We start from the raw sequence: 25,690 nt of genomic DNA on the forward strand, positions 1-25,690 counted from the left end.
TTAATGAATCAGATAACAATCTAATAGATCACCTTTAATCATTATTGAGTCAGCTTCGATAAATGCCAGGGCATTACCAACAGCCATTGAATGAAGCATTGAAGAACTTTGAGCATTTAAAATTTCAACTTCGTAATTATAAATCTTTGCTTTCAAAAATGAAGGCTTGTCCGAATTATTTTCAAAATTATGTGATAATGGCAGTGAAAGCTTCATTAATCCCGGAGATTCCATACCGCTAAGTTTTTGTAAAAGGGGAAGAACATAAATATAAAAACAACTCAATGATGAAGCAGGGTTTCCTGGAAGAGCAAATACATATTTATTTTCCTTCTTACCATAATAAAGAGGCTTCCCAGGTTTTTGGAATACCTTATAAAAAAGCTCTTCTACCCCATTTTCTTCCAGTGCCTTTTTTACAAAATCATAATCTCCGACTGATATTCCACCACATATTAGCAAAACATCAGAGTCTTTTAGTATCTTTTCTATTTCAGCTTTTATAGCATCAAAGTTGTCTTCAATATGGTTTCTGGTTTTACACAAGAATCCAAATTGAGTACATGCTGCGGATAATGCAAAACTGTTCGATTCATAGATTTGTCCATCAAGTCTGTCTTTTCCAATTTCAACAAGTTCGTTCCCTGTAGTTATCAGATTAATAACAGGCTTACTAAAAACTGATACTTTTTCAATACCAAGGCTACCTATCAACCCCACACTTGCAGGCGTTATCCTATGATTTTCCTTAAATACTACCTGACCATTTTTTAGTTCATCACCTTTTCGTCTGATACATTGTCCGGTGGATGGCTCAGTTTCCAAAATAAGATTCTCACCTTTAACAATAGTCTTTTCCTGCATAACCACCGCAGTTGTATTCTCCGGAACTTTCGCTCCGGTAAATATCCTTGCTGCTTCACCCGGATTTAAATTGACTTTATCCAGGTCACCAGCTGCTACTTCACCAACGATAGTATAATTTTTAGATATCCCGCACAGTGCGTATCCATCCATTGCTGAATTGTCAAAAGCTGGTATATCAAAAGGTGCAATAATATCTTCTGCAAGAGAATAACCAAGGGAATCTGATAGACTTCTTAATTCTGTCTTCATCTCTGTATTTTGGTTAGAGATGATATCTAAAGCTTCTTGTATTGTAATCATTATCCTCCTATTGAAATCATTGAACGGTTTTTTTCATAATGGTCTGAATCCATTTTAACATCCATTCCATCACGTGAATACTTTTTGGTCTTTATTGCATTAAGAATCAGGTTATCAATCTGTTCCCCTTTCCTCAATGGAGTAAGCAAATCTGTTTCTGAATTTGCAAAAAGGCAGTTTTTCATTTTACCATCGGCCGTTAATCTCAACCTGTTACATTCACTACAAAATGGATTAGTAATAGTACTGACTATGGCAAATTTACCTTTATGTCCCGGAATCTGATAGTTGTTTGAAGTGCTGTGTTTTGGATTTACAAGTTCTTTAATATCACCAAATTGAGTTGAAACTGTATCCAGGATTTCCTTTTTCCCCACCACATTAGTCCAATCCCATTTATTCCCTTTAAATGGCATAAACTCAATGAACTTTACCGTCAGATTTTTATGCTTTGTTAACTCAATAAAATCATTTATCTCCCTATCATTGATACCTTTTATTAATACGATATTGAGTTTAACCTCCATATCCATTTCGAGAGCCTTGTTAAGATTTTGCATGATCCGGTCAAAATAATCTCTCTTGGAAATAAAAACAGACTTTGCTTTATCCAATGTGTCCAGGCTAAGGTTAATCTTCGTTAATCCAATACGCTTAAATAAATCCAGGTATTTATCAAGCAGGATTCCATTTGTTGTTATTTTGAGGGTCAACCCTAAATTAGCCAACTCTTCAACAAGGAAGCCAAAGTTCTTTCTTACCAGAGGTTCGCCACCTGTAAGACGGATGGTATCGACTCCCAGATTCTTGAAAGTTACAGCCATGCTAATAACCTCTTCCAAAGTCATTATATTGGGCTTGTCCATTAATTCTATACCTTCCTCAGGCATACAGTAAAAACACCGAAGATTGCACCTGTCTGTCAGGGAAATTCTGAGATAGGTATGTGGTCTTCCGAACTTGTCTACTATTTTTTTCTCAGTCATGTCTGCTTCCTTCAATTACTTTGTAAACATGTAAAACATGAGGAAATATCGAATCAATACATTCTGCCGCTCCTTTAGTTGATCCTGGTAAAATCAGAACTAATCTTCCATCTTTGATACCGGCAACTGATCGAGATAACATGGCATAAGGCATTCTTTGCTGGCCATAGTTCCTCATTTGTTCTTCTACTCCTTTTAACCTGATATCAAGTAATGGTTCAATCACATCCGGGGTTACATCCCGCGGTCCTACTCCTGTTCCTCCGGTATAAATAATCATATCATGGCTGTTTTTACTTAAGATTGCCTTGATTTTCTCTTTATCATCAGGAATAATTGTGATATCACAATCAATACCCAGGTCTGAAAGCTTTGAACTAATTATCTTACCGGCCTTATCTTCTCCCTCTCCTTTCGAAATGGTATCTGAACAAACAACTATTTGAGCAGTCAACCCTTCTGAATCTAATCTAAATGACGATTTACCTCCTTTTTTCTTTTCAAGCCTGATAGTGCCTATCTCTATATTTTTATCTATTGGTTTTAACATGTCATACATGTTTAAGGCTACAATACTTGCTCCATGCATTGCTTCGACTTCAACACCGGTTTTATAAATTGTCTTTATGGTAACTGAAATATGTATCTCTAATCCTTGGATTTGATATTCAATTCCGGTGTATTCAATTGGTAATGGATGACAATCAGGCAATAAATCAGGAGTCTTTTTTATGCCAAGAAGCCCTGCAGCCTTAGACATTTCAAATACATTCCCTTTTGGAACTGTGTTTTCCTTTATCCGGTTTATGGTATCCGGGCTACTTGCTTTTACAATGGCAAGCGCAGTAGCTTCTCTGAGTGTATTGACCTTATGTGTTATATCTATCATTTATTAACCTTCCATTGATGAGTTTGGTCTTCAAACATTTCTTTTCCGAAGATTGGTACTTTTGCCTTGATTTCTTCAACCAGATAATTGCATGCCTCGATAGCAGTTTTCCTATGAGCAGACGATGTAAAAACAAACAGGCAAATTTCACCTGTTTTAACTTGGCCCAGACTATGGTAAATATGGGCACAGGTCATGTCATATTTTGAAAATGCTGATTCACGTATTTCATGAAAAACCTGTTCTGCCATTTCCTCATATGCAGTATACTCAATAGCAGCAACTTCTTTACCTTCTATCCCATCAGCTCTAATTTGACCGAGAAATATGCTATGGGCACCAATCTCAGTTTTAGACTGGTGATTTGCTATTGACTGAGCAATTTTCTCGGGAGGAATTGCTCCTTGTATAAATACTTTATTTGGTTTCTTTTTATCCATTGATTATCGAGTTTAGTCCGCCTTCAACATTTTTCAGGTTTTGAAATCCAAATTCGCTTCTGAGGATTTCTATTGCTTTTTTACTTCTAATACCAGATTGACAAAAAACAAGGACCTCATCATTTGATGGAATCTCGGATACCCTGTTTCTGAGGTCATTCATTGGTATTGTAATAACATTTTTATCATTAATCCTTGGTTGTTCAGAAGTGTCTCTGACATCAAGGTAGGTTTTGCCTTTATCTGATAATTCACAAAAAACTTTAACGGGGATTATCCCATGTTTCTTTATCTTTTCTATTTCTTCTTTTTGAGGCCTTATTTTTATAACCTGTTCAGCGCCAGTTAGAATATTTATAAGCTTGACTCTTCCATAAAGTATATCTCCGGTATCCAAAATAATCTTCAATGCCTCAATTGATTGAAGTATACCTAATAAACCCGGAGTCACTCCTAATACCCCTGTAGTTTCACAGCTTATGTTCTTATAGGCTGGTACGGGAAAAAGACATCGATATCCAGGGCCTTCCTGATAATTAAAAACTGCAAGTTGACCTTCATTTTTATAGATTGATGCATAAACCCATGGTTTGTCAGCCAGGATACAAGCGTCATTAATTAGGTATTTTGTTTCCAGATTATCAGATCCATCGATCACCAGATCATACTCTTTAATCCTGTTTATTGCATTTTCGATGGTTAAAGCTTCATTATAAGTAACAATTTCAATCTCACTATTAAGAGATCTTAATTTTTCATAAGCAGCAATTACTTTAGGTTTACCTATATCAGATTCATTATACAAAACTTGCCTGTGCAGATTGGTGATAGAAACTACATCATGATCCATTAGCCCGACTTTACCTACCCCCGCACCAACAAGATATTGAGCAGCCGGACATCCTAATCCACCAACACCAATGATTAACACACTGGCCTGAAGAAGTTTTTGTTGTCCTTCGGCACCTACTTCGGTGAGTTTAATTTGTCTATCGTATCTATTCATCCTCCTGCAAATGGTGGTAAAATTGCTACTTCATCGCCTTCATTAAGCCTGATATCAGTTTCAAGACTTTTATTTACTGCTATTTGAATTGACGCCGGATCTGTTAAATCATATTGTTTTATAAGATGATATTTAAGTTCAGAGGCAGTGAAATCATCAGAAACATCTATAGTTTCCTCATTCATGCCCGTTGCTTCAGCGATCATCCCAAAGTATTTTAGTTTTAATTTCATTATTTCTTGCTATAGGTATTAAGAGTTTCTACATCTTCCTGAGTATCAATATCAAATACACCGTCTTCAAATCTTACCGTGTTATATTTAATATTGTCTCTGATGATTAATTTTTTAGCTCCCTGATCACCCTCCAGACTCATTAAATCATTAAATAATTCCTTCGAAAATATAGCCGGAACACCAATTTGCCCATTATATTCCGAGAAGGTAGAATTGTTCTGACTATTAAGTTGGGTTTCAATTATTTCATTTAGCTTTTGAGTATTTATAAATGGTTGATCAGAAAGTAAAATCATTATATGTTCTAATTCTGGCTTAATTTCCAGAGATTTTTTTAGTCCGGATTGAATACTAGTAGCCATACCTTTTCTCCAATCGTCATTTAATACTAATTTGAATGATTTAGGATTGATTATTGACCTGATTTCATTTGAATTCGCTCCTAAAACAAGGGTTTTCACAGTAAAAGGTAATGATTCGGCTACGTCAATGACATGCTGAAGTAATGGTTTATCTTGAAATTGAACTAATTGCTTAGGATATCCCAGTCTGCTGGATGATCCGGCTGCAAGTATCATAACCCCTATATTTTTATTGGATTTCAAATTTTTACTGTGTTAAAATGATTTTCAACAGAATCATGAATTGGTCCATCCTTATCTTTTAAAAACCGGGCATTGGTGTTGGTAATTACAGATTGGATCTCGGATAATATTGACAGTCCAATTTCTGCCGGAGTCTCTGCTCCCAGCTGCAGCCCAACAGGTGAATGTATTTTATTTAAAACAGATGTCATTATTTCAATTCCCTCTGACTTCAGCTCATCAACCATCCTTGTAAACTTCTTTTTTGGACCGAGAATTCCAATATATGGAATTGTTTCATTGTAAATTAACAATTTTAAAACAGCCAGATCATAGTTATAATTATGGCTCATTAAGACAAAATAACTTCGTCCATCAATTGATATATTATCTAAAGTTTCTTCAGGTTTAGATACGATTATTTGACATGAAGAACCGAATCTGGATTCATTGGCATGAGAAGATCTGCCATCTGTAACAACCACTTTCCAACCCAGTATATCAGCTTGCCTGGCTAAAATCTGTGCGTCATTCCCTGCACCGACGATTACCAACTGTACCGGAGGTGGACAATATTGAATAAATGCGCAAATTTTTGATGAATCAACAGTAATCTCGGCAAACCCTGATTGATTCTTTTCAAAAACAAATTCTGAATGATTAAATAAAATGTCTTTTATCTCCGAATTGTCAATTTCACCAGCAATCAATCCCTGCCTGCCAACCAATAATTTGGTGCCCGGTTGTTCATGGTTCCGATCAAAGCTAAACAAGATTATTAAACCTAATGGATCTTTTGACCTGGAGACTTCTTTAAGTAACTCACAAGGGTTTAGGTCATCATCATAGTCAATTGGCTCAAAAAGCACCTCAATAATGCCATTACAGCCTAGTTGTGCTCCAATTACAGCATCTTCTTCTTTAGTTGTATCGTAGGTCACAAGTTTATTCCTGCCCTGGTTTAAAGCATTTAAGGCCTTTCTTAATGCATCTCCTTCAAGGCATCCCCCACTAATCGCTCCGGTAATATTACCGAATTCATCTACGATCATTCTGGCTCCAGCTCTACGATATGAAGAGCCTTCTACATGAACAACAGTAGCCAATACACAATGAGTTTCTTCATTTTTTAAGAACTCATATCGGGACACTATGGAGTCAAGTTCTCTCATGCTTCTATAGATCTTAATTGATTCACGGCATTTTTAATATGCGAAGCAGCAATCTCAATATCTTCTGTTGTTGTATTTCGACCAAGACTAATTCTTAAAGAGGCCAGAGCTTCTTCATCACTTAGTCCCATTGCCTTTAAAACATGAGATGGCCTCAAAGTATTGGAGCTACATGCAGAACCCCTCGATATAGCCAGCATATTAAGTCTTCTAAATAATTTTTCTCCCTCAATATTTTTAAATGAGACATTAATAGTATTTGAAAGTCTTTCGGAAGAACCAGAATTTAAACTTGAACCTTCTATTTCGAGTAAACGTTTTTCAAGTGTTGATCTTAAAGTGAATAATCTTTCGTTTTCTTCATCAAGTAGCGAAATGGCGATTTCAAGTGCTTTGGCAAACCCTATTATTCCAGGGACATTTAATGTTCCCGGACGAATACCATATTCCTGTCCTCCCCCAAAAAGAACCTGATTAATATTAAAACGGTCTGTCTTATTTATATATAATGCACCAACGCCCTTTGGACCATATATTTTATGCGAAGAAAAGAAGGCCAGGTCAAGATTTAATTCTTCCAAATCTAATGGTAGCTTGCCAACTGCTTGTGTTATATCACACAATAATTTCACTCCTTTACTATGGACAATACTTTCGATAGCCTGAATCGGGTGAATGACTCCGGTTTCGTTATTTGCCATCATCAGACAAACCAAAATCGTTTTGCTTGTTATGGCTCGATCTAATTCATCTAAATTAATATTACCTTGATGATCAACATCTAGAGTGGTTATTTCAAATCCTTCTTGCTCTAGATTTTCCAATGTATCTAAAACAGCTTTATGCTCTGTTTTACAGGTAATTATATGATTTCCTTTTGATCTATATTTTCGGCTGAATCCATTAATTGCCAAATTTGCTGCCTCTGTTGCTCCGGAGGTAAAAATGATTTCCGTTGGATTACAGTTTAATAAATCTGCTATATCTTCTCTAGCTTGTTCTACCGCTTCATCAGCTTCCCACCCAAAAGCATGATCGCTACTGGCATTACCATATATTTCTGTGAAATAGGGCAACATTGCTTCCACAACCAGTTTATCAACAGGCGTTGTTGCGTTATAATCAAGATATATATTTCTACTTCTATTCATGTAAGCGATATGTTTTGTAATATATAACGTTTAATAAATTATAAGGCTTAAGACTAAACTTAAACCTCATAATTATATGCTCATTAATTCATCTTGTTCGATTAGAAGATCATTTATTTTCTTTTGTAGCTTATCATATTCAAGCATTACTTTAATACCATACGGGGTTATTTCTGCCCCACCCCCATGTGGTCCTCCCTTTTTAAGGATCACTAAAGGCTGTTTTGAATGGTGATTTAACCTTTGCACTATTTCCCAGGCCTTTTTATATGACATATTCATAAGTCCTGCAGCCTTTGATAGAGAACCTTCACTTTGAATGCCCTTTAACAACTGGTTAGGGCCAGGCCCAAAGAAACGCTCATTATCTTCTTCAATCCAGCATTTACATTTTATCACCTTGTTCATACCAATTGAATTAAAGAATTATCCTTTAACCTTCACACCACTATTCAGTTCATTAATAAATGGTTGATTATAAAACCTTTTCCCTGTTGCTTTATATAATGCATTAGCCAAAGCTCCCATTATTGGTGGAAAAGGAGGTTCTCCTAATCCCGTAGGATCGATTCCGTTTTCTACAAAGTACACATCAATTTTTTTAGGTGCTTCGGAATGCCTGATTAATCTGTAAGTATCAAAGTTTTTATGTTGTGGAACACCTTCATCAAATGTCATCTGACTAAACATTGCATGACCGATACCATCGATTGTACCACCTTCTACCATATTCTTAGCTGCATCCGGATTAACTACAATTCCACAGTCAACTGCACAAGTCACTTTATGAATATTAGGTTTATTATCATTCATACTCATATCGAGAATTTGTGCTACATACGAATTATGGCAATAATAAGCGGAAACACCTCTTGCTACCTCATTACTTTCATTCCCCCAGCCTGATTTCTCTCTTACTAATTCCAGAACACCGGCATATCGTTCTGCATCATAATCATTTTTCTCTCCTACCGGATTATCCTTAGCTCTTTTTAAGAGATCAAGTCTGAATTGAATCGGATCCTGCCCCATTTCTTCTGCCAATTCATCAAGAAACGATTGTTCAGCTCCGGCAATAAAATTAGAACGCGGGGCTCTGAAAGCTCCTACAGAAATATTTGTATCGATAGACCAGCTTTCGGCCAGATAATTATCTACAGCTCCGGCTGGGAATCTGTCGGCAAACAACGGACTCTCAGGTATTCCGCCTGCATTAACATGAAATGCCAATAGTTTATTATTTTCATCAAGAGCTGCCCGATAAGTTACATGATATGCAGGACGATAAACTCCATTTGTCATATCATCTTCACGAGTGTAAACAAGCTTAATTGGCTTGCCCATCTTATGTGAGATCACAGCTGCTTCAACTAGAAAATGACCATAGAGTCGACGACCAAAACCACCTCCCATTCGGGTCATTTGAATATCAATTTTATCAAGATCAAGACCGAATCTTTTACTTACACTTTTTTCTGCATATTCAGGAGTTTGAATAGGCCCCAGTAAATCTGCTTTGTCATCTGTAACATCAGCAAAGAAGTTCATTGGCTCCATGGTATTATGAGCCAGAAATGGACACGTATATGTTCTTTCAATTATCCTGGTAGCATTTTTAAAACCACTTTCAGGATCTCCGTCCTTCCTTACAACTTCAGCATTTTTTCCACCAAGAGTAGCCAGCAGATTTGCATGTATTTCGCTGCTTTCCATACCACTTGCACCATCCATACCGGCAGATTTTTCCAGAATCTGAGCTTTTTCAACCAATTCAGGATTCATTTCCCATTCGACTTCCAATGCTTTTTTGGCTTGCATTACTTGCCAGGTCGATTCACCAACTACAACAGCAAGCTTAGAAAAAGCTGCCACATCACTCCATTCCTTTTCCATATCCTCAGGATAAGTGTCGATGGTGAAAACATCTACAATCCCAGGCATGGATTTAACAGTTTCGACATTCATGGTTTTGAATTGCATACCAAATGCCGGTGGCTGAACAATCATGGCAATCAGCATACCTTCTTTTTGTACATCAAGCCCATATAAAGGCTGTCCGGTAACTATTTTTTTAGCATCGACATTTTTACGTGATGTACCAATTATTTTAAAGTCTTTATTATCTTTTAACTCTACTTCTTCCGGGATGGGTACCTGAGCAGCCGCTTTTGCAACAGCCCCATATTCTAAAGTCTGTTCACTTCCTGCTTGTTTAATTATTCCTTTGTCAACACTTAGCTGAGAAATATCCGTATTTAGCTGAGTTGCAGCAGCTGTAAGTAGCATATGTCTGGCAGTAGCCCCAGCCATTCTCAAAGATTCCCAGCCCTGTCGTATTGATTGACTACCTCCGGCTAATTGACGCGTAAATATATCAGTATTTAATGGTGCTTGTTCTACGACAACCTTATCCCAATCAACATCTAATTCTTCCGCAACTATCATCGGCATAGATGTTTTAACATTCTGTCCGATTTCAGGATTTGGAGAAAAGATAGTAACAACACCATTATCACCAATTTTGAGATATCCATTAATTTCAAACCACTCTTCAGGCATTTCAAGAACCATTTCTTCAACACCTTCTTCAGTCGGTCGTTTACAAGCCAGCCAGTTGAAACCAATTAACAGTCCACCTCCGGCAAAAGAGACACTTTTAATAAAGGATCTTCGTCCTATTCCTGTTTTTACCTTGCTCATTTCTTGTGGGGTTTATTGACTGAAAATTATGACTGTTGGGTTTTTGCAGCTGTTTTTATTGCTGCTTTGATCCTGGTATAAGTTCCGCATCTACAGATATTTCCATTCATTGCAATTTCAATATCTTTATCGGTCGGATTTGGGTTTGATTTAAGAAGCGCAGTTGCCGACATAATTTGTCCGGCCTGGCAATAGCCACATTGTGGCACATCATGTTCGAGCCAGGCTTTCTGAACAGGGTGAGTTCCATTTTCAGAAAGTCCTTCAATAGTCGTTATTTCATTATTTGCAGCTGCGGAGATTGGCAGCTGGCAGGATCTCACTGCATTGCCATTAAAATGAACCGTACATGCACCACATTGTGCAATACCACAACCAAATTTGGTTCCTACAAGATTTAGGTGATCTCGAAGAACCCATAGTAATGGTGTAGTTGGATCAACATCAACAGTTTGATCTTTTCCGTTTATTTTTAATTTGAATTCTGCCATGGTTAAGGGTTTGGTTCAAATTAATAAAATTATATGTCATATGCGATTGAAGAGACTATTTTATATAGAGTCAAATATGTTAAATATTATAAAATATTAGTTTTTTAACATATTTAAATCGAATTCCTAAAGCTTTAATTTCAGATAAGACTCTAAAAACTATAGTTGTAATTTAATTACGTCAATAAATATTTGTCAACTAATAATTGAAATATCGTTCTGTTTGCAATAAAAAGGCAAATAATGTAAAGCAAAGAAGAAAATTATTGTAATCAAAACATGAATTTTTAATATTAACTTATCATTAAGTTTAATCCTTTTGTATCGCAAAATCATAATTATTAAACTTCAATTAATTATATTATAGTATTAATAGAATCATGCTCCATGTTAAATGTAAAATTCCATAAGCCTGTTCTTGGTAATCAGATTATTTCACGACCCAGAGTAATTGAAATTTTCAAAAACATACCTGTCTCAATCTTAGTATGTGCACCCGCTGGTTATGGTAAATCTGTAGCAGTAAGTCAATGGTTGGATTATCAAGAAAGTCATTACATGTGGTTAACCTTAGATGATGAGCAAAATAATATATCCTTATTTTTAGATTATTTTATAACCGGACTTGAAGAAATATACCCGAATCAGTTCCATGATACAAAGTCATGTATTAATAACAATAAAATAGCGGACTTTGATACCCTTAAAGAAGTTTTTATTAATGAATTAGATACAATTGAAGAATCACTGGTTATAATCCTGGAGGATTATCATCTAATTAGTAATACATATATACACTCTATAATAGAGACCTGTATTAAATATTGTTCTGGTTTTATAAAATTTGTTCTAATATCAAGAGTTGATCCTCCAATCAACACATTTGACTTAAAAATATACGGTAAACTTCATGAGATAAGAATGAAAGATTTATCTCTGGATCATAATGAATTCCAAAATTTTATTAGATATAATTTAAAGATACCCACTTCAAAAGATGAATTAATCAAATTTGAAGGCCTTGCTGAGGGATGGATTTTAGGTATCAAGTTGGCTACTTCAATTGTTAATATCAACAGATCAATATCATTGAGTACATCATTACTGATGTCACATGATATAAGCAGACTTGTTAAAAATCTAACGGAATATTTAGAAGATGAATTATCAAATCTGTTATTGTATTTTTCTGTATGCAAAAAATTCAATGAAAGTCTGCTTCGTTCTATTTTAAAATTTAAGGGTAAGAAATGGAATTATGATTCAGATATAATCCAGATATTAATTGACCATAATTTATTCCTTACACAATTAGATAAAAATGGAGAATGGTTTAGATTTCATCATTTCTTTAGAGAGATTCTTTTAAAAATTGCTATTGATAAAGATCAGGAAGGCACTAATTCTTTGATCAGCTTTGTCGGTCAATGGTTCGCAGAAAATGATATGATTGAAGAGGGAATAAAGTATGTAATTGAAAGTAATCAATACGATGAAGCAATTGAAATAATTTCGCGATTTCGAATAAAAATGGTAAATAATGATGAGTGGTACAGGGTTCAACGCTGGTTGGATCAATTACCTGAAAATATCAGAAAATCTGATCCTGATATTTTACTTGCACAAATTCTTATTTATGAAGATACATGGGAATTAGGTAAGATTCCACCAATGCTAACTGCATTAGAAAACTTATTAGTCACAAACATCAGTAACCATCACAAATCAGAAATACTTTACCACCAAGGGCATAGAGAATTATTTGTCCTTTCAAATCCTAATAAAGCCAAAGAATTATTTATCAGATCAAAAGAGCTGTATAATGAGCAATCAGCATTCTGGTCAAGGAGGGAAATGTTTTTAGCCACAGCCCTGCAAATGACAGGTAAAAGTGAAATTGCTTTAGATTCATTAAATATAGCAGAGCAACAAAATAATGCCGGAAGTCATTTATTTCTCAGAACCTTATTTTCAAAAATGTTGGTTTTATTACTTTCAGGTGATTTTCATATCGGAACAAAGACTGCGGAAGAGTTCGCTTATTTTGCTAAAGACAGCGGTTATGATTCATTAGAATCTTCTAGCTGTTATATGTCTGCTAATACATCATTTCAAAAGCTTGAAATTCAAACCACCATTGAAACCCTTAATCGCGGATTACAACATTTTGGAAAAATGAATTATCGTCTTTATTTCGATGCAATGGCAATGAAAGCTTTATGCCATATGGCTGAAGGTGAAAATCAAAAGGTAGAAAGCACAATTGAAAATATAAAAAAATTAGTTGATCAATTAAATGATAAATCTTATCGCTCCTACTATGAATCAGTAAATGCTCGAATTAAATGGTTGAATGGGCAAGAAACTGATTTGATAAGCTGGGCAAATAACATTAACAATCAAGTACATTTCACTCAATTATATTTTTTAATTGATGTTCCTGTTTTTACGCAATGCAAAATTTTAATATCATCCGATGATATAAACTTGATTGAAAAAGGTTACTTACTTTTGAATGAAATTGAAGTTATTTTACTTGATTTTAATAATCGATATCATGATACTGAAATCAGTATATTAAAAGGTTATTATTTCTACAGAAAGGGCGATAAATTAAAGGCTTCAAGTTTGGCTACAAAAGCTATTCAAAATGCGAATTTACAGGATGCATGGTGGTCGGTACTTGAAATTTTAATTAGGGATAGGGATTTTTTGAAAGTTTTAGATTACAGGTTAATCCCTGAAAAATTATTAAAATATTTACCTCAGAAAACAGAAAATTCCGGGCGCAATGATAAAATTAATTCCATTAATATAAATTCAGATAGAGTTTCTTCTCGGGAAATAGAAGTATTAAAAGCAGTAGCTTTGGGGTTGAGAAATAAAGAGATTGCTGAATCCCTGAATATTTCAGAAGTAACTGTTAAAAGCCATTTAACAAATATTTTCAGGAAAATAGATGTGCCAAATCGTACATCTATGATTAAAAGAGCCAGAGAATTAAACCTGATTTAATTAGACTTTAGATTAATACGACTTTTTTGCGACTTTGGTAGGATGTTTTTGATATATTAAAAGATGATATTTAATATATCAAAGAATTAACAATTCAATCTATTTATCCATGACCACCAATTACCTATTTGCTAACCCGGCAAATTATCAAATCCAGTTATTTGGTCCCCCTTCCCACACACTTAAGGAAAGTTTGGGTTCAATGAATATCAAAACCAAAATCATTGAAGGAAATAAGTTCACAGAACTAACGGGAATTTTACCTGATCAAGTTGCTCTTGTTGGAGTAATCCAGAAAATCCATCAGCTACATTATGCAATTACATCCATCCAGATTATTGATATGGATATTAATCACCTGAAATAAATTTCACCTCAAAAGAATTGTTATGTACGAAGTTTACGAAAACAAAAATCAATCAACATACACTCCTTTCCGTTATACGAAATCATCAGAGTTGTATCAATTTATTGAGTTTATTTATAGTGAAAATTCCTCAACAACTTTAAAACCTGATGTACATGAAAAGCTTAAATAAACATTGCTATTTATTCCTGCTAATTTTAATATCAACATCAGTTATTGCACAGGAAAGAGACACTGTCAATGTGGATTCTTTAAATATCAGCCAAAAAATATATCCTGCCGGTGACGTCAAAGAAACGAGTCAGGTTCTTTCGGCAAATGATTTAATTGAATCTGACTTCCCCGGATCCTGGCCGATGTTCGGTTCCGATATCAGAATGAAAATCGGTGGATACATAAAAGTAGATGCATTATATGATGTCGATGGCACACTGGATAAAAATCAATTTTTAATGTCAACAATTCCAGTTGAAGGTCAGCCTGAATATGATAACCATGGGTATTTCAGCTTCTTTTCAAAAGAAACCCGTTTCAATATTGATGTCAGGCGAATTGGTGAAGGGAAAATCCCTTTAAAACTATTTATTGAAGGAGATTTCTTTACTTCAGGAAACCAATTCAGACTCCGTCATGCCTACATTACAGCTGGTGATTTTATCATCGGTCAGACATGGACTACCCTGTCGATTCTTGAGTCATTGCCATTTATGATTGATTTTGCTGCTGGCGATGCACTCTTTGGAGGTAGAACATCACAAGTTAGATATCAAAAGAACCTTAAGGAACATATAAAAATAGCAGTAGCTATTGAAAGTTTTGATCTGCTGGGAATTGAAAATTCAAATAATTTACCAGGCAAATCTTCAGCTCAATTTCCATTGTTTGCAACAAGGGTCGACTTCAATTGGAAAACCGGATTAATAGTGATTGGTTCGAGTGTGGGACAAATAAGATGGGATGGTGGTTCTGTGGGAACTTCAACTGCCTTACAAATCGATGGAGTTATTGCAGGAAGACAATACATTGGAAAGAATAATTACTTCGCCTGGAATATAAGTGCAGGTAAAGGTTCTGGCGAGAACATTATGGCTTTTGCCGGCAGTAATGCTAATGCAGTATTAACGGATAATTATGATCTTGAGACGATTTCTTCTTTTGCAGCGGTACTATCTTTTATGCATAAATGGTCTGACCGTATGTCTTCAAATTTCTCCTATGCTTATGGCTGGTTAGATACTCCCGAATCGCGAGATCCATTAGCATTGAAAAAAGGCGGGGTTGGACATTTGAACCTGATTTACAGACCCTATAAACGGTTCTCAGGAGGTATCGAATATATGTGGGGAGCACAACGAACAACTGACGATTCTTATGGGAATGCAAGTCGAATTCAAACAATGGTCAAATTTGAATTTTAAGAGGTATGACTTTAACAATACACTAATATTTAAAAATATAACTCTCACTAAAATTAAATAATAATGAAATCACTACTAAAAAATCTTTTCATACCCGCAGCCATTGTAATCATTTCAATTTTGGGTTGTGGAGAAAATCAGGATCAACAAAAAGAGGAAACAACAGAGGAAGCAAAACAATCTGAGTCAATAAATTTAAATGAATTCACCTCAATGCAAATGAAAGGTGTTGAACAAGTTTCCGTTGAGGTAGATCTTGATGGAGCAGTGCAACGCTTATCAAAAGCTGTGACATTTCCCACCATTTCTAATCAGGATAGAGAAGATTTTGACACCAAAGCCTTTACAGACTACCATAAGTTTTTGGAGAAAGCCTATCCCAATGTTCATAAAACACTTAAAAAAGAGGTACTCGGAGATCCTAGACCCTATAGTTTATTGTACACCTGGGAAGGTAAGGATCCAAGTTTGGAGCCCGCCTTATTTTATGCACATCAGGATGTCGTACCAGTTCCAGATGATAGCAGAGATCAATGGAAGCAGGATCCGTTTTCAGGTGCTGTTGTTGATGGTTATATCTGGGGCCGAGGAGTACTTGACGATAAAAATCAGATTCATGCGATTCTGGAGGCAGCCGAAATGAAAATCAAAGAAGGCTGGCAGCCATCCCGAACCATTTATTTCGTCTTTGGACAGGACGAGGAAGTAGGTGGAGCAGAAGGCGCAAAAGTGATTGCTGATGTACTGGAAGAGCGTGGCATTGAACGATTTGCTTATGTGATGGACGAATCAGCCCCGTTGACACCTGGGATATTCCCGGGTATCCAGGAAAATACCGCACTAATCGGTATTGCACAAAAGGGATTTATCAGCCTTGAATTGTCTATAAATGGCGTAGGCGGACATTCCTCCATGCCTCCTGAAGAATCAAATATTGGAATTATAGCCAAAGCCATCACCAAACTGGAAGCTGCTCAATTTCCCTACAGAATTCACCCGGCGGTTCGTTCACAATACCGTTATATGGGGCCTGAATTACCAGAAGAGCAACAGCCATTGTATGCAGCCGTGGCCTTTGGAAAAGATGGTGAAATGACAGATATGGAGAAGAAATTCATTGAAGTCATGTCAGGTAATGAAGTGACCAGAGCGATGCTGCATACCACCATGGCAGTAACCATATTTAATGCAGGTATCAAAGACAATGTACTGCCTCCGTCTGCATCAGCAGTGGTGAATTTCCGACCGATGCCCGGTGATACTCCGGAAGTGATCATTGACCATGTAAAAAAAGCCATTGATGATGATCGAATTACTGTGAAAGACATTTCTGCTTCAACGCCAGCTACCAATATCGCAGAGGTAGGAAATGCCGCTTATAATATGCTCGAAAAAACCATTCGCCAGATCTGGGGCAATGACCTGATCGTATCACCATTCTTTGTTGTTGGCGGTTCAGATTCAAAGCATTTTCAGGCCAGAGATTTTGCACCGGATGTATATACTATCACGGCAATCCAATTAGAAAATACCGAAGAATTTAAAGGCTTTCATGGCGTAAACGAACGAATTCTTGTGGAAGAATATGGTAAGTCTATCGGCTTCTTCTACCAGATATTTGATAATCTGGAAGAATTGAAGAAATAAAATCTTAGAAAAAAAATATTAAAATCATGAAAAAGCAATCAGTAGCAATTGTTGGAGCAGGGCTTATCGGGTGCAGTTGGGCAGCGTATTATGCTTCCCATGGACTCCAAGTCAATGTCTGTGATGTACAGGAAGGATACCAGCAAAACGCACGAGCGAGAATCAGCAAGCTGGCAGCAGAGATCCCAAATGTTGATGAGGAAAAGGCTGTGGAACAAATATCCTTTTTCACCTCCATTGAGGAGGCAGTAAGAGACGTAGACCTTGTCCAGGAGAATGGCCCTGAAAGATCGGATATTAAGCAACAAATGTTTGCCGACTTTGAACGTTTTGCTCCTGAATCAGCACTGCTTGCCTCATCAAGTTCGGGTACTGTACCGGCTGTTCTGTCCGCCAAGATGGAAGCACCGGAACGAGCCCTCATTGGTCATCCGGTTAATCCAGCTCATCTATTACCTGTGGTAGAAATTTGCGGGGGTCAGGATACACCAATAAAACTGGTGGAGCGATTGGAGAAATTCTACCGAGACTGTGGACGTGTGACCGCTACCCTCAATAAACCCATAGATGGGTTTGTGACCAACCGTTTACAGACGGCCCTGGTAAGGGAGGCAATTCATCTTGTTGGCGAAGGGATAGTAAATGTAAAGGATTTAGACTCACTTTTTATGGCATCCCTCGGCGTAAGATGGGCTTCTATAGGGCCATTCTTAACTGGCCAACTCGGAGGTGGTAAGGGGGGCTTTAGAGGAATTGCGGAAAATATCTTGTCCTCTTTATTCACTTCGATGGGTTTTGAACCTGTATCCAAAGAAACATTGGAAATGTTAGAACAGCAGACTAACCAATTCTATCCTATGGAGAAAATGAAGGAGTTTGCTACAGTGCGCGATGAACGACAGAAAGCCGTTCTTGATATCCAAAGCAAGCACCCACTACCCACTAAAGATTGATTTTTAGAACCCTAAAAAATAAAGTAATGAGCGATATATATAAATTAAAATACACAAAGCTATATGCAGATGAAGACGGTGAGACCCATTTTAAGGAGGAGGAATTCGTCATGAACAGTAAAGATTATTCTCCTCCGGCTCCTCCGGTTTGGGTGGCCCCAAGAACCAGGGCTACCGGTAGTACCGTTGTTGCCTTCCCTGTTGGATGGTATGGCGATTTTCATCCAGCACCCAAGCCTCAATGGATGATGATCTTAAAGGGAACTATGGAGGTGGAAGTAAGTGATGGAGAAAAGCAAACATTCCTTGCTGGCAGTATAGCCTTTTTAGATGATCTAGGCAGTAAGGGACATATTAGCAAAAGTATTGGTGATGAAGTAGCCATAGTCTCGGTAACGGAAGTAGAATAAGCAGATATAAAGCCCATTTATGTTATGAAAAATGTAGAAAGATTAAATGAGCGTTTTAAATCAGTCGCGGAAATCACTATTAGACTAGGTTTTCTGCTTTTACTTATTGCCTGGTGCTTGCGCCTGCTTTATCCGTTCTCCGGAATTATAGTTTGGGGAATGATTCTGGCATTGGCTATAGCCCCCTTATACAAATCCTTAAATAGTAGATTGGGTAATAAACCCAAAAGAGCTGCTACAATAATCGTACTGGCTGGATTAATTATCATTATTCTGCCCGCCTGGTTATTTATGGGGTCATTAGTAGAAGGGTTACAGGAACTTAATTCAAATATAAATGCTGGATCATTGACTATTCCTCCTCCTACCCAGCAGGTAGCTGACTGGCCAGTTATTGGAGATAAGGTCTACACACTCTGGGTAGAAGCTTCTCAAAACATAGATACATTTACAGATCACTACAAAGAACAGATTAATGCATTCGGACAAGGCCTCCTTTCAAGATTAGCTGGTTTAGGAGGAAGCATTGTTAAACTAATCATCGCGACAGTAATTGCAGGAATTCTATTGGCTACCCCCGGAACAGAACAAACAGCCCGGAAGTTCTTTCACAAACTAGCGGGTGATATGGGTGATGAGTTTACTACTATTACAGCCCAAACAGTAAATAATGTAGTGAAAGGTGTGATCGGTGTAGCGTTTATCCAGTCGTTCTTACTTGGTCTTGGATTTCTACTGTCTGGCATACCCTATGCAGGCCTATGGACTCTGGTGGTTTTGGTTATGGCTATTCTCCAATTACCCGTTTTGCTTGTTACCATTCTGGTTGTGTTATGGCTATTTTCGGAACTCTCCCCCTTCCCTGCTACATTATGGACCATATACCTGCTGGCGGCAGGTGCATCAGACAATTTCCTTAAGCCAATTCTTTTGGGCAAAGGAGCAGCAGTACCTATGGTAGTGATATTTCTAGGCGTTATTGGTGGATTTGTGTTATCCGGGTTCATCGGATTATTTACAGGAGCTATCATCGTATCCTTTGGATATAAACTGTTTATATATTGGTTAAATAGTGATGAATTAGAACTTTCTGAAAAAACAGCCAGCCAACTGTATGCCCAAGGTTCGGATTCTGGAAGTTTTAATGATGATTTTGATTCAAATAAACATTCAAATTAGTTTACAGAGACCTCGATAGTTTGCTTCAGTTTATCCTGACCAACCAAAGAATATTCGCTATCCAGTTAGCCATTAAAAAACATAAATTAAAAAAGAACACTAAAAGTAGTCCAGCAATGAAAAAACAAAGTATAAATCTTTGGATGTTTACGCTAATGATCCTCATAAGTGGATTTTCTTATGCTCAAACACCAAAAAATCAAATTCTTATCACCAATGCTAAAATTTTCGACGGAACGAACAAGCTGGTGGAAGGAAAAGATGTGCTCATTCAAGGGAACAAGATCGTTCAGATTGCTGCAGGAATCATGATTACTCAAGATGAGCATTCCCAAATCATCGATGCCACAGGCATGACATTAATACCCGGACTTACCGATGCGCATTGGCATACCATGCACGCCCATATTGCCAGTATGCAAATCTTTGTAAATGACATTGGTTATCTGACCCTGGTGGGTGCTGAAGCCGCCGAAGCCGCGTTGATGCGGGGATTTACATCGGTACGCGATGTGGGAGGACCGGTTTTTGGAATCAAGAAAATGATCGATGAGGGAAGAATTTCAGGGCCAAGAATCTATCCATCTGGTGCGTATATAACCCAGACCTCCGGCCATGGAGATTTTCGTTTTCCAACGGCAATGACCAGAAAAGACGGAAGAGAACTTCTTGATGGGGAACTGATGGGCTGGACTAAGATCGCGGACGGTGTTCCTCAGGTTATCAGGCGGGTTCGTGAGAATTTAATGAGTGGTGCCACTCAGATTAAAGTGATGGCTGGTGGAGGGGTGGCTTCGCTTAGTGATCCACTCGATGTAAGGCAATATACGCTGGATGAAATGAAAGCTGCGGTGGAAGTAGCTGCGACATGGAACACCTATGTATGCGTCCATGCCTATTCTGATGTCGCAGTTCGTGGAGCACTGGAAGCGGGAGTCCAGTCTATTGAGCACGGTCAAATGATCACGGAAGAGACAGCAAAACTGATCAAAGAAAAAGACGCTTGGCTTTGCTTGCAACCCTTGCTGAATGATGAAGACGCAATTCCATTTCCTGACGGATCTTTCGAACAACAAAAATTCCTGGCAATGACGGCTGGCACCGAAAAAGCCTACGGGTTGGCCAAAAAGTATGATTTGAAGGTCGCTTTTGGCTCGGACTTACAAAATGGCGCGGCGATTGCCGCCACACAGGGGAAAGCACTGGCAAAGCTCAAAAGGTGGTATGAGCCATGGGAGGTATTGAAAATGGCGACCAGCACTAATTACGAGCTCTTCAAGATGTGCGGACCCCGAGATCCCTATCCCGGAAAGAATGGTGTCATCGAGGAAGATGCGCTGGCTGACCTGATCATCGTGGATGGCAATCCTTTGGAAAACCTCGATTTGATCGCCGATCCTGAAAACAATTTCAAGGTGATCATGAAAGACGGTAAAATCTACAAGAACATAATAGATTGATAAAACCATGAAAAATTTAAAATCGAGCATCTGGTTGCTTCTGGTGATGACACTTTTAAGTGGACTTGCTTTTGGGCAAACACCAGTAAATCAAATTTTAATTACTAACGCCAAAATTTTCAATGGTGTCGATGAAAAATTAATAGATGGAGATATTCTGATCGAAAATAATCTGATCAAAGAAATTGGCCCTTCCATCAAAGCACCCAACGGTGCCGAGGTGATTGATGCAGCTGGTAAGACAGTGATACCGGGTTTGATCGATGTGCACTGGCATATGGCACTGGCTGAGCTACCTATGACATTTATTTTAACTGGAGATGCTTTTGAGGTCGGTATACGAAGTACCATTGCCTCCCCAAAAACCTTAATGCGAGGCTTTACTACAGTACGGGATATGGGAGGAAATGTGTTCAGTCTCAAAAAGTTGATAGATCAAGGATTAGTGGTTGGTCCGCGTATTTTACCTTCAGGTCCTATGATCAGTCAAACAGGTGGACATTTTGACTACAGGCTTATCAATCAAATACCGGATAGACTTGGCAATATGACTTACTGGGAAGAGGTAGGGATGTCTGCCATTGCAGATGGTGAAGCCGAGGCTCGGCGCCGAACCCGAGAAGCTTTTATGTTGGGCGCAACACAAATTAAAATTGCTGGTGGCGGTGGAGTTGCCTCCCAATATGACCCCATTGATGCACGACAGTATTCCCTGGAAGAAATGAAGGCCATAGTTGATGTTGCGAATAGCTATAATAGCTATGTAGGAGCCCATATTTTCACAGACGATGCTGTACAAACTGCGATAAAAGCTGGAGTCAAAAGCATCGAACATGGTATGCTCATGGGCCGGGAGACCCTTCAAATGATGAAGGACAATGAGGTTTGGCTCAGTACCCAACCCATATTGAATGATGAGGATGCGGATGAATTCCCTAGCGAAGAGTCCAACAGGAAGTTTGCAGAGGTAACACAAGGAACAGACAATGTCTACAAGGTTGCGAAAGAAATTGGAGTGAATATCGCATTTGGAACAGACCTGTTTATGGGTGCTGAAAATGCTGCCAAGCAAGGGAAACTGCTTTCAAAATTAGATCGCTGGTTTACTCCTTATGAAGCTTTGAAAATGGCAACTTCAGAAAACGCAAGATTGCTGGAGCTATCAGGGCCACGGCATCCCTATAAGGAAGGTCAATTAGGTGTGTTGAAACCCGGAGGTTATGCCGACCTGATTATTGTGGATGGTAACCCTTTGGAAAATTTGAAATTGGTTGCCGACCCGGAAAACAACTTCAAGGTCATTATGAAAGACGGTAAAGTCTACAAAAACACATTAAACTAGTTCAACCATGAAAAAGCTTAATAAAAACATCTGGTTGATCATCGTAATGACACTTTTAAGTGGACTCACTTATGCGCAAACACCAGCAAGACAAATCTTAATTACCAATGCCAAAATTTTTAATGGTGTCGATGAGAAATTGATTGATAGTAACATTCTTATCGAAAACAACCTGATCAAAGAAATTGGACCATCCATCAAAGCCCCTAAAGGCGCCGAGGTGATTGATGCAGCCGGAAAAACAGTGATTCCGGGACTTATAGACATGCACTGGCACATGATGTGGGCTAAAATGTCAGTACCGGTAGTCATGTCCAAGGACGCCTTTTATTTGGGCATTATGGCCGCCAAGACTGCAGAGGAAGACCTGCTGCGCGGTTTTACCACTCTGCGTGACATTGGGGGGAATACCTTTAGCCTGAAAGAAGCCATTGACCAGGGAATTATTCCCGGGGCCCGCATTTTTCCTTCAGACGCTTTAGTGAGTCAAACCTCCGGTCACGCCGATTTTCGGCCTGGAATAGAGCCAAACCACGCCCCCTACCTGGAGACATCTGGGCATTCGATCATTGCAGATGGTGTTCCTGAAGTCTTTCGTGCCGTACGTCAGCAGTTACGTCGTGGGGCAACCCATATCAAACTCACCGCAGGTGGTGGCGTGTCCTCCGATATGGATCCACTTGATGTAAGACAATACTCTTTGGAGGAACTCAAAGCTGCAGTTGAAGCCGCTGCTGAATGGAACACCTACGTAGCGGTACACGCGTTTAGTGACGATGCGGTGCAAATGGCGATTAAAGCCGGCGTGAAGTCCATAGAGCATGGGATGCTAATAACAGATGAAGCGGCAAAATTGATGGCAGAAAAGGATGTGTGGTTGAGTATTCAACCCATCCTGAACGATGAAGACGCCATTCCATTTCCAGAGGGTTCGGTGAATCAAAAAAAATTCGTGGAAGTTACAAATGGTACAGACAACGCTTATGCACTGGCTAAGAAATATGGTGTGAAGACCGCCTGGGGTACAGACGTGATCTTCGATCCCGAACTTTGCCTAAAACACGGGAAGTTACTGGCTAAGCTAAAACGTTGGTACACACAGTATGAAGCATTAAAAATGGCGACCTATGATAATGCTCAACTGCTCAAGTTGAGTGGTCCGCGCAATCCATATCAACAAGGTGAATTAGGAGTAATCAAAGAAGGAGCCTATGCCGATATGATTATCGTGGATTGTAATCCCCTGGAGAACCTCGATTTGGTTGCCGATCCTGATAACAACTTTAAGGTAATCATGAAAGACGGTAAGATTTATAAAAACACTTTATAATAATAAAACATGAAAAAATTAACACAGTTGTTTGCTATCATTTTCATACTTGGGATAGTCATGGTCGCATGCAAATCTCCAACTGAAAAGGCAGAAGACAACAAAGCAACCTTTAAATCACTTCCTGCCGATACGGAATTTGATGTCGTCATCCTCAATGGTCGGGTGATAGATCCGGAAACCAATTTTGACGGGGTTCGAAATGTCGGAATTAAAGATGGAATCATTGGTTTGATCACCGAAAAGGATATCAAAGGAAAGGAAACCATGGATGCTACCGGACATGTGGTGGCTCCGGGTTTTATTGACCAACACTGGCACTGGCCCAGACCAGTTGGCTACAAGCTTGGGTTAAGAGATGGTGTTACCACTGCCATGGATTTAGAATTTGGATGCTACGGCCCCAATGTTGGCAAATGGTATGACATGCACAAAGGCCGCTCACAAATGAACTATGGAACCGGTTCCAGCCATGAAGCCGCCAGAGGAGCTATTCTCGACAAGATCGAAAATGCTGATGAAATTCTACTGGATGCTCCCATGGCCATTCCGGTGAGATCAGGTACCCAATGGGCCTATGGTGTCATTGATCAGCAAACGGGTAACGAGCTGTTAAAAACCATAGATGCAGGTTTACAGCAAGGTGCTTTAGCTGTTTCGGCGACTTTAGGTTACTGGCCCGGGGCTACGGCTCGGGAAGTCTTTGAGATACACAAACTGGCTGGTCGCTATGGTCGTTTTTATGCCATCCACTCCAGAAATACACCCGGGAGTGCAACAAGGGAAGCCAATGGCGCTCAGGAAATGTTTACCAATGCCATGGCACTCAATGCGCCCGTTTCGATGAACCATTTTAACAACCCTGGATGGGAAATGGTCCAGGAACTGCTGGTAAGAATGCGTGAACAAGGACATAATGTATGGGGCGAAGTGTATCCGTATGCGGCTGGCTCTACTTCCATCAATGCAGCCTTTATTAAACCGGAACATTGGATAGATGAGCTTGGACACACCTATGAGACCACCCTTCAGGATCCTGAGACTAATGAATTCTATACGCTGGAGAAGTATGAGGAGGATGTGAAAAAGGATCCCACCAAAGAAATTATACTTTACAAATCTCCTGTTGAGGACATCCCTTCCTGGCTGGCATTACCGGGAGTTGTTTTGGCGAGTGATGCCATGTTTGCAGCCCCTGGTGGATGGGATCAGCTTCCCTGGGATACCAAATACGAAGACCTTTCAAATACTCACCCAAGAGTAGCAGGTACAAGAGGAAAAGCGCTGCGAATTGCCAGAGAGAACAATATTCCATTGATGCAAATCATCGCCATTGCCAGCTACAACAATGCAAAGTACCTGGGAGAAACAGGGCTTGAGGCGATGAAGGTACGTGGACGTATGCAAGAAGGGATGGTCGCAGATATTACGATTTTCGATCCAGTAAATGTAACCGATAATGCTACTTACGAGCATGGAACCGTGCCTACCACAGGAATTCCATATGTTATCATCAATGGAACCATTATCGTGAAAGATTCGAAAGTGCTGCCGAATGTATACCCCGGACAACCTATCCGTTTTGAAGTTACGGAATCAAAATACGAAGAGGTAAGCCCGGAATTATGGAGAGCGGAATATTTAACACCTCCTACAGAACCTATGCACGAGTTAAATGACTGTATGCATGCAATAGGCAAAAACTAAAAATTCTCAATCTGATATATTAACCAATAAAATTTAAGAA

23 protein-coding genes are annotated in these 25,690 nt (G+C 38.6%); 11 read left to right on the forward strand and 12 right to left on the reverse strand.

The window, feature by feature from the left end; all coding sequences use genetic code 11:
• From HH304_RS07790 to HH304_RS07845, 12 genes are all read right to left on the reverse strand, one after another.
• On the reverse strand, positions 1-1,167 hold the full coding sequence (locus tag HH304_RS07790) for a molybdopterin molybdotransferase MoeA (RefSeq protein WP_169679879.1): 1,167 nt from the start codon (positions 1,165-1,167) through the stop codon (positions 1-3).
• Positions 1,167-2,153 carry a GTP 3',8-cyclase MoaA gene (moaA, locus tag HH304_RS07795; RefSeq protein WP_169679880.1) on the reverse strand — a complete coding sequence of 329 codons (987 nt, stop codon included), beginning with the start codon at positions 2,151-2,153 and terminating at the stop codon, positions 1,167-1,169. The genes HH304_RS07790 and moaA overlap by 1 nt, the downstream gene beginning before the upstream one ends.
• Complete coding sequence (gene moaCB, locus HH304_RS07800) at positions 2,146-3,042, reverse strand: bifunctional molybdenum cofactor biosynthesis protein MoaC/MoaB (RefSeq protein WP_169679882.1); 897 nt, start codon at positions 3,040-3,042, stop codon at positions 2,146-2,148. The genes moaA and moaCB overlap by 8 nt, the downstream gene beginning before the upstream one ends.
• Complete coding sequence (locus HH304_RS07805; RefSeq protein ID WP_169679884.1) at positions 3,039-3,482, reverse strand: molybdenum cofactor biosynthesis protein MoaE; 444 nt, start codon at positions 3,480-3,482, stop codon at positions 3,039-3,041. The genes moaCB and HH304_RS07805 overlap by 4 nt, the downstream gene beginning before the upstream one ends.
• Complete coding sequence (locus tag HH304_RS07810) at positions 3,475-4,488, reverse strand: HesA/MoeB/ThiF family protein (RefSeq protein WP_169679887.1); 1,014 nt, start codon at positions 4,486-4,488, stop codon at positions 3,475-3,477. The genes HH304_RS07805 and HH304_RS07810 overlap by 8 nt, the downstream gene beginning before the upstream one ends.
• Positions 4,485-4,721 carry a MoaD/ThiS family protein gene (locus HH304_RS07815; RefSeq protein ID WP_169679889.1) on the reverse strand — a complete coding sequence of 79 codons (237 nt, stop codon included), beginning with the start codon at positions 4,719-4,721 and terminating at the stop codon, positions 4,485-4,487. Before HH304_RS07815 ends, HH304_RS07810 begins: the two co-directional genes overlap by 4 nt.
• On the reverse strand, positions 4,721-5,302 hold the full coding sequence (locus HH304_RS07820; RefSeq protein WP_271711546.1) for a nucleotidyltransferase family protein: 582 nt from the start codon (positions 5,300-5,302) through the stop codon (positions 4,721-4,723). Before HH304_RS07820 ends, HH304_RS07815 begins: the two co-directional genes overlap by 1 nt.
• 23 nt (positions 5,303-5,325) lie before the next feature.
• On the reverse strand, positions 5,326-6,480 hold the full coding sequence (locus tag HH304_RS07825) for an XdhC family protein (protein WP_169679893.1): 1,155 nt from the start codon (positions 6,478-6,480) through the stop codon (positions 5,326-5,328).
• On the reverse strand, positions 6,477-7,631 hold the full coding sequence (locus tag HH304_RS07830; protein ID WP_169679895.1) for a cysteine desulfurase family protein: 1,155 nt from the start codon (positions 7,629-7,631) through the stop codon (positions 6,477-6,479). The genes HH304_RS07825 and HH304_RS07830 overlap by 4 nt, the downstream gene beginning before the upstream one ends.
• A gap of 72 nt (positions 7,632-7,703) precedes the next feature.
• Positions 7,704-8,039, reverse strand: a complete 336-nt coding sequence (locus HH304_RS07835) for a winged helix-turn-helix domain-containing protein (protein WP_169679897.1) — start codon at positions 8,037-8,039, stop codon at positions 7,704-7,706.
• Positions 8,040-8,057: 18 nt separating this feature from the next.
• Positions 8,058-10,331 (reverse strand): xanthine dehydrogenase family protein molybdopterin-binding subunit, encoded by a 2,274-nt coding sequence (locus HH304_RS07840; RefSeq protein ID WP_169679899.1) that lies wholly within the window; start codon positions 10,329-10,331, stop codon positions 8,058-8,060.
• Positions 10,332-10,357: 26 nt separating this feature from the next.
• A complete protein-coding gene (locus HH304_RS07845; protein WP_169679903.1) occupies positions 10,358-10,822 on the reverse strand; it encodes a (2Fe-2S)-binding protein in 465 nt (154 codons plus the stop codon).
• A 387-nt stretch (positions 10,823-11,209) separates the two neighbouring features.
• Between HH304_RS07845 and HH304_RS07850 the strand changes: the two genes are divergently transcribed.
• The 11 genes from HH304_RS07850 to HH304_RS07900 all read left to right on the forward strand — a co-directional run bounded on the left by HH304_RS07850 (position 11,210) and on the right by HH304_RS07900 (position 25,650).
• Entirely contained in the window at positions 11,210-13,837 is a 2,628-nt protein-coding gene (locus HH304_RS07850) for a helix-turn-helix transcriptional regulator (protein ID WP_169679905.1), read from the forward strand.
• Between the two features lie 109 nt (positions 13,838-13,946).
• Complete coding sequence (locus HH304_RS07855; protein WP_169679907.1) at positions 13,947-14,204, forward strand: hypothetical protein; 258 nt, start codon at positions 13,947-13,949, stop codon at positions 14,202-14,204.
• Positions 14,205-14,359: 155 nt separating this feature from the next.
• Positions 14,360-15,622: a DcaP family trimeric outer membrane transporter gene (locus HH304_RS07860; RefSeq protein ID WP_169679911.1), complete on the forward strand. Its 1,263-nt coding sequence runs from the start codon at positions 14,360-14,362 to the stop codon at positions 15,620-15,622.
• A 63-nt stretch (positions 15,623-15,685) separates the two neighbouring features.
• The gene (locus HH304_RS07865; RefSeq protein WP_169679913.1) at positions 15,686-17,269 is read left to right on the forward strand and encodes a M20 family peptidase; all 1,584 of its coding nucleotides are present in this window, start codon (positions 15,686-15,688) and stop codon (positions 17,267-17,269) included.
• Between the two features lie 26 nt (positions 17,270-17,295).
• Positions 17,296-18,222 carry a 3-hydroxyacyl-CoA dehydrogenase NAD-binding domain-containing protein gene (locus tag HH304_RS07870; RefSeq protein WP_169679915.1) on the forward strand — a complete coding sequence of 309 codons (927 nt, stop codon included), beginning with the start codon at positions 17,296-17,298 and terminating at the stop codon, positions 18,220-18,222.
• A gap of 26 nt (positions 18,223-18,248) precedes the next feature.
• On the forward strand, positions 18,249-18,632 hold the full coding sequence (locus HH304_RS07875) for a cupin domain-containing protein (RefSeq protein WP_169679917.1): 384 nt from the start codon (positions 18,249-18,251) through the stop codon (positions 18,630-18,632).
• Positions 18,633-18,656: 24 nt separating this feature from the next.
• The gene (locus HH304_RS07880) at positions 18,657-19,811 is read left to right on the forward strand and encodes an AI-2E family transporter (protein ID WP_169679919.1); all 1,155 of its coding nucleotides are present in this window, start codon (positions 18,657-18,659) and stop codon (positions 19,809-19,811) included.
• Between the two features lie 20 nt (positions 19,812-19,831).
• The gene (locus tag HH304_RS07885) at positions 19,832-21,271 is read left to right on the forward strand and encodes a metal-dependent hydrolase family protein (RefSeq protein ID WP_271711547.1); all 1,440 of its coding nucleotides are present in this window, start codon (positions 19,832-19,834) and stop codon (positions 21,269-21,271) included.
• A gap of 7 nt (positions 21,272-21,278) precedes the next feature.
• Positions 21,279-22,613 (forward strand): metal-dependent hydrolase family protein, encoded by a 1,335-nt coding sequence (locus tag HH304_RS07890; RefSeq protein WP_271711548.1) that lies wholly within the window; start codon positions 21,279-21,281, stop codon positions 22,611-22,613.
• Positions 22,614-22,620: 7 nt separating this feature from the next.
• Positions 22,621-23,943 (forward strand): metal-dependent hydrolase family protein, encoded by a 1,323-nt coding sequence (locus HH304_RS07895; RefSeq protein ID WP_271711549.1) that lies wholly within the window; start codon positions 22,621-22,623, stop codon positions 23,941-23,943.
• Positions 23,944-23,952: 9 nt separating this feature from the next.
• Entirely contained in the window at positions 23,953-25,650 is a 1,698-nt protein-coding gene (locus tag HH304_RS07900; RefSeq protein ID WP_271711550.1) for an amidohydrolase family protein, read from the forward strand.
• Positions 25,651-25,690 lie beyond the last annotated feature (40 nt).

The sequence above is a fragment of the Marinigracilibium pacificum genome (assembly GCF_012926615.1).
GTDB lineage: Bacteria > Bacteroidota > Bacteroidia > Cytophagales > Cyclobacteriaceae > Mangrovivirga > Mangrovivirga pacifica.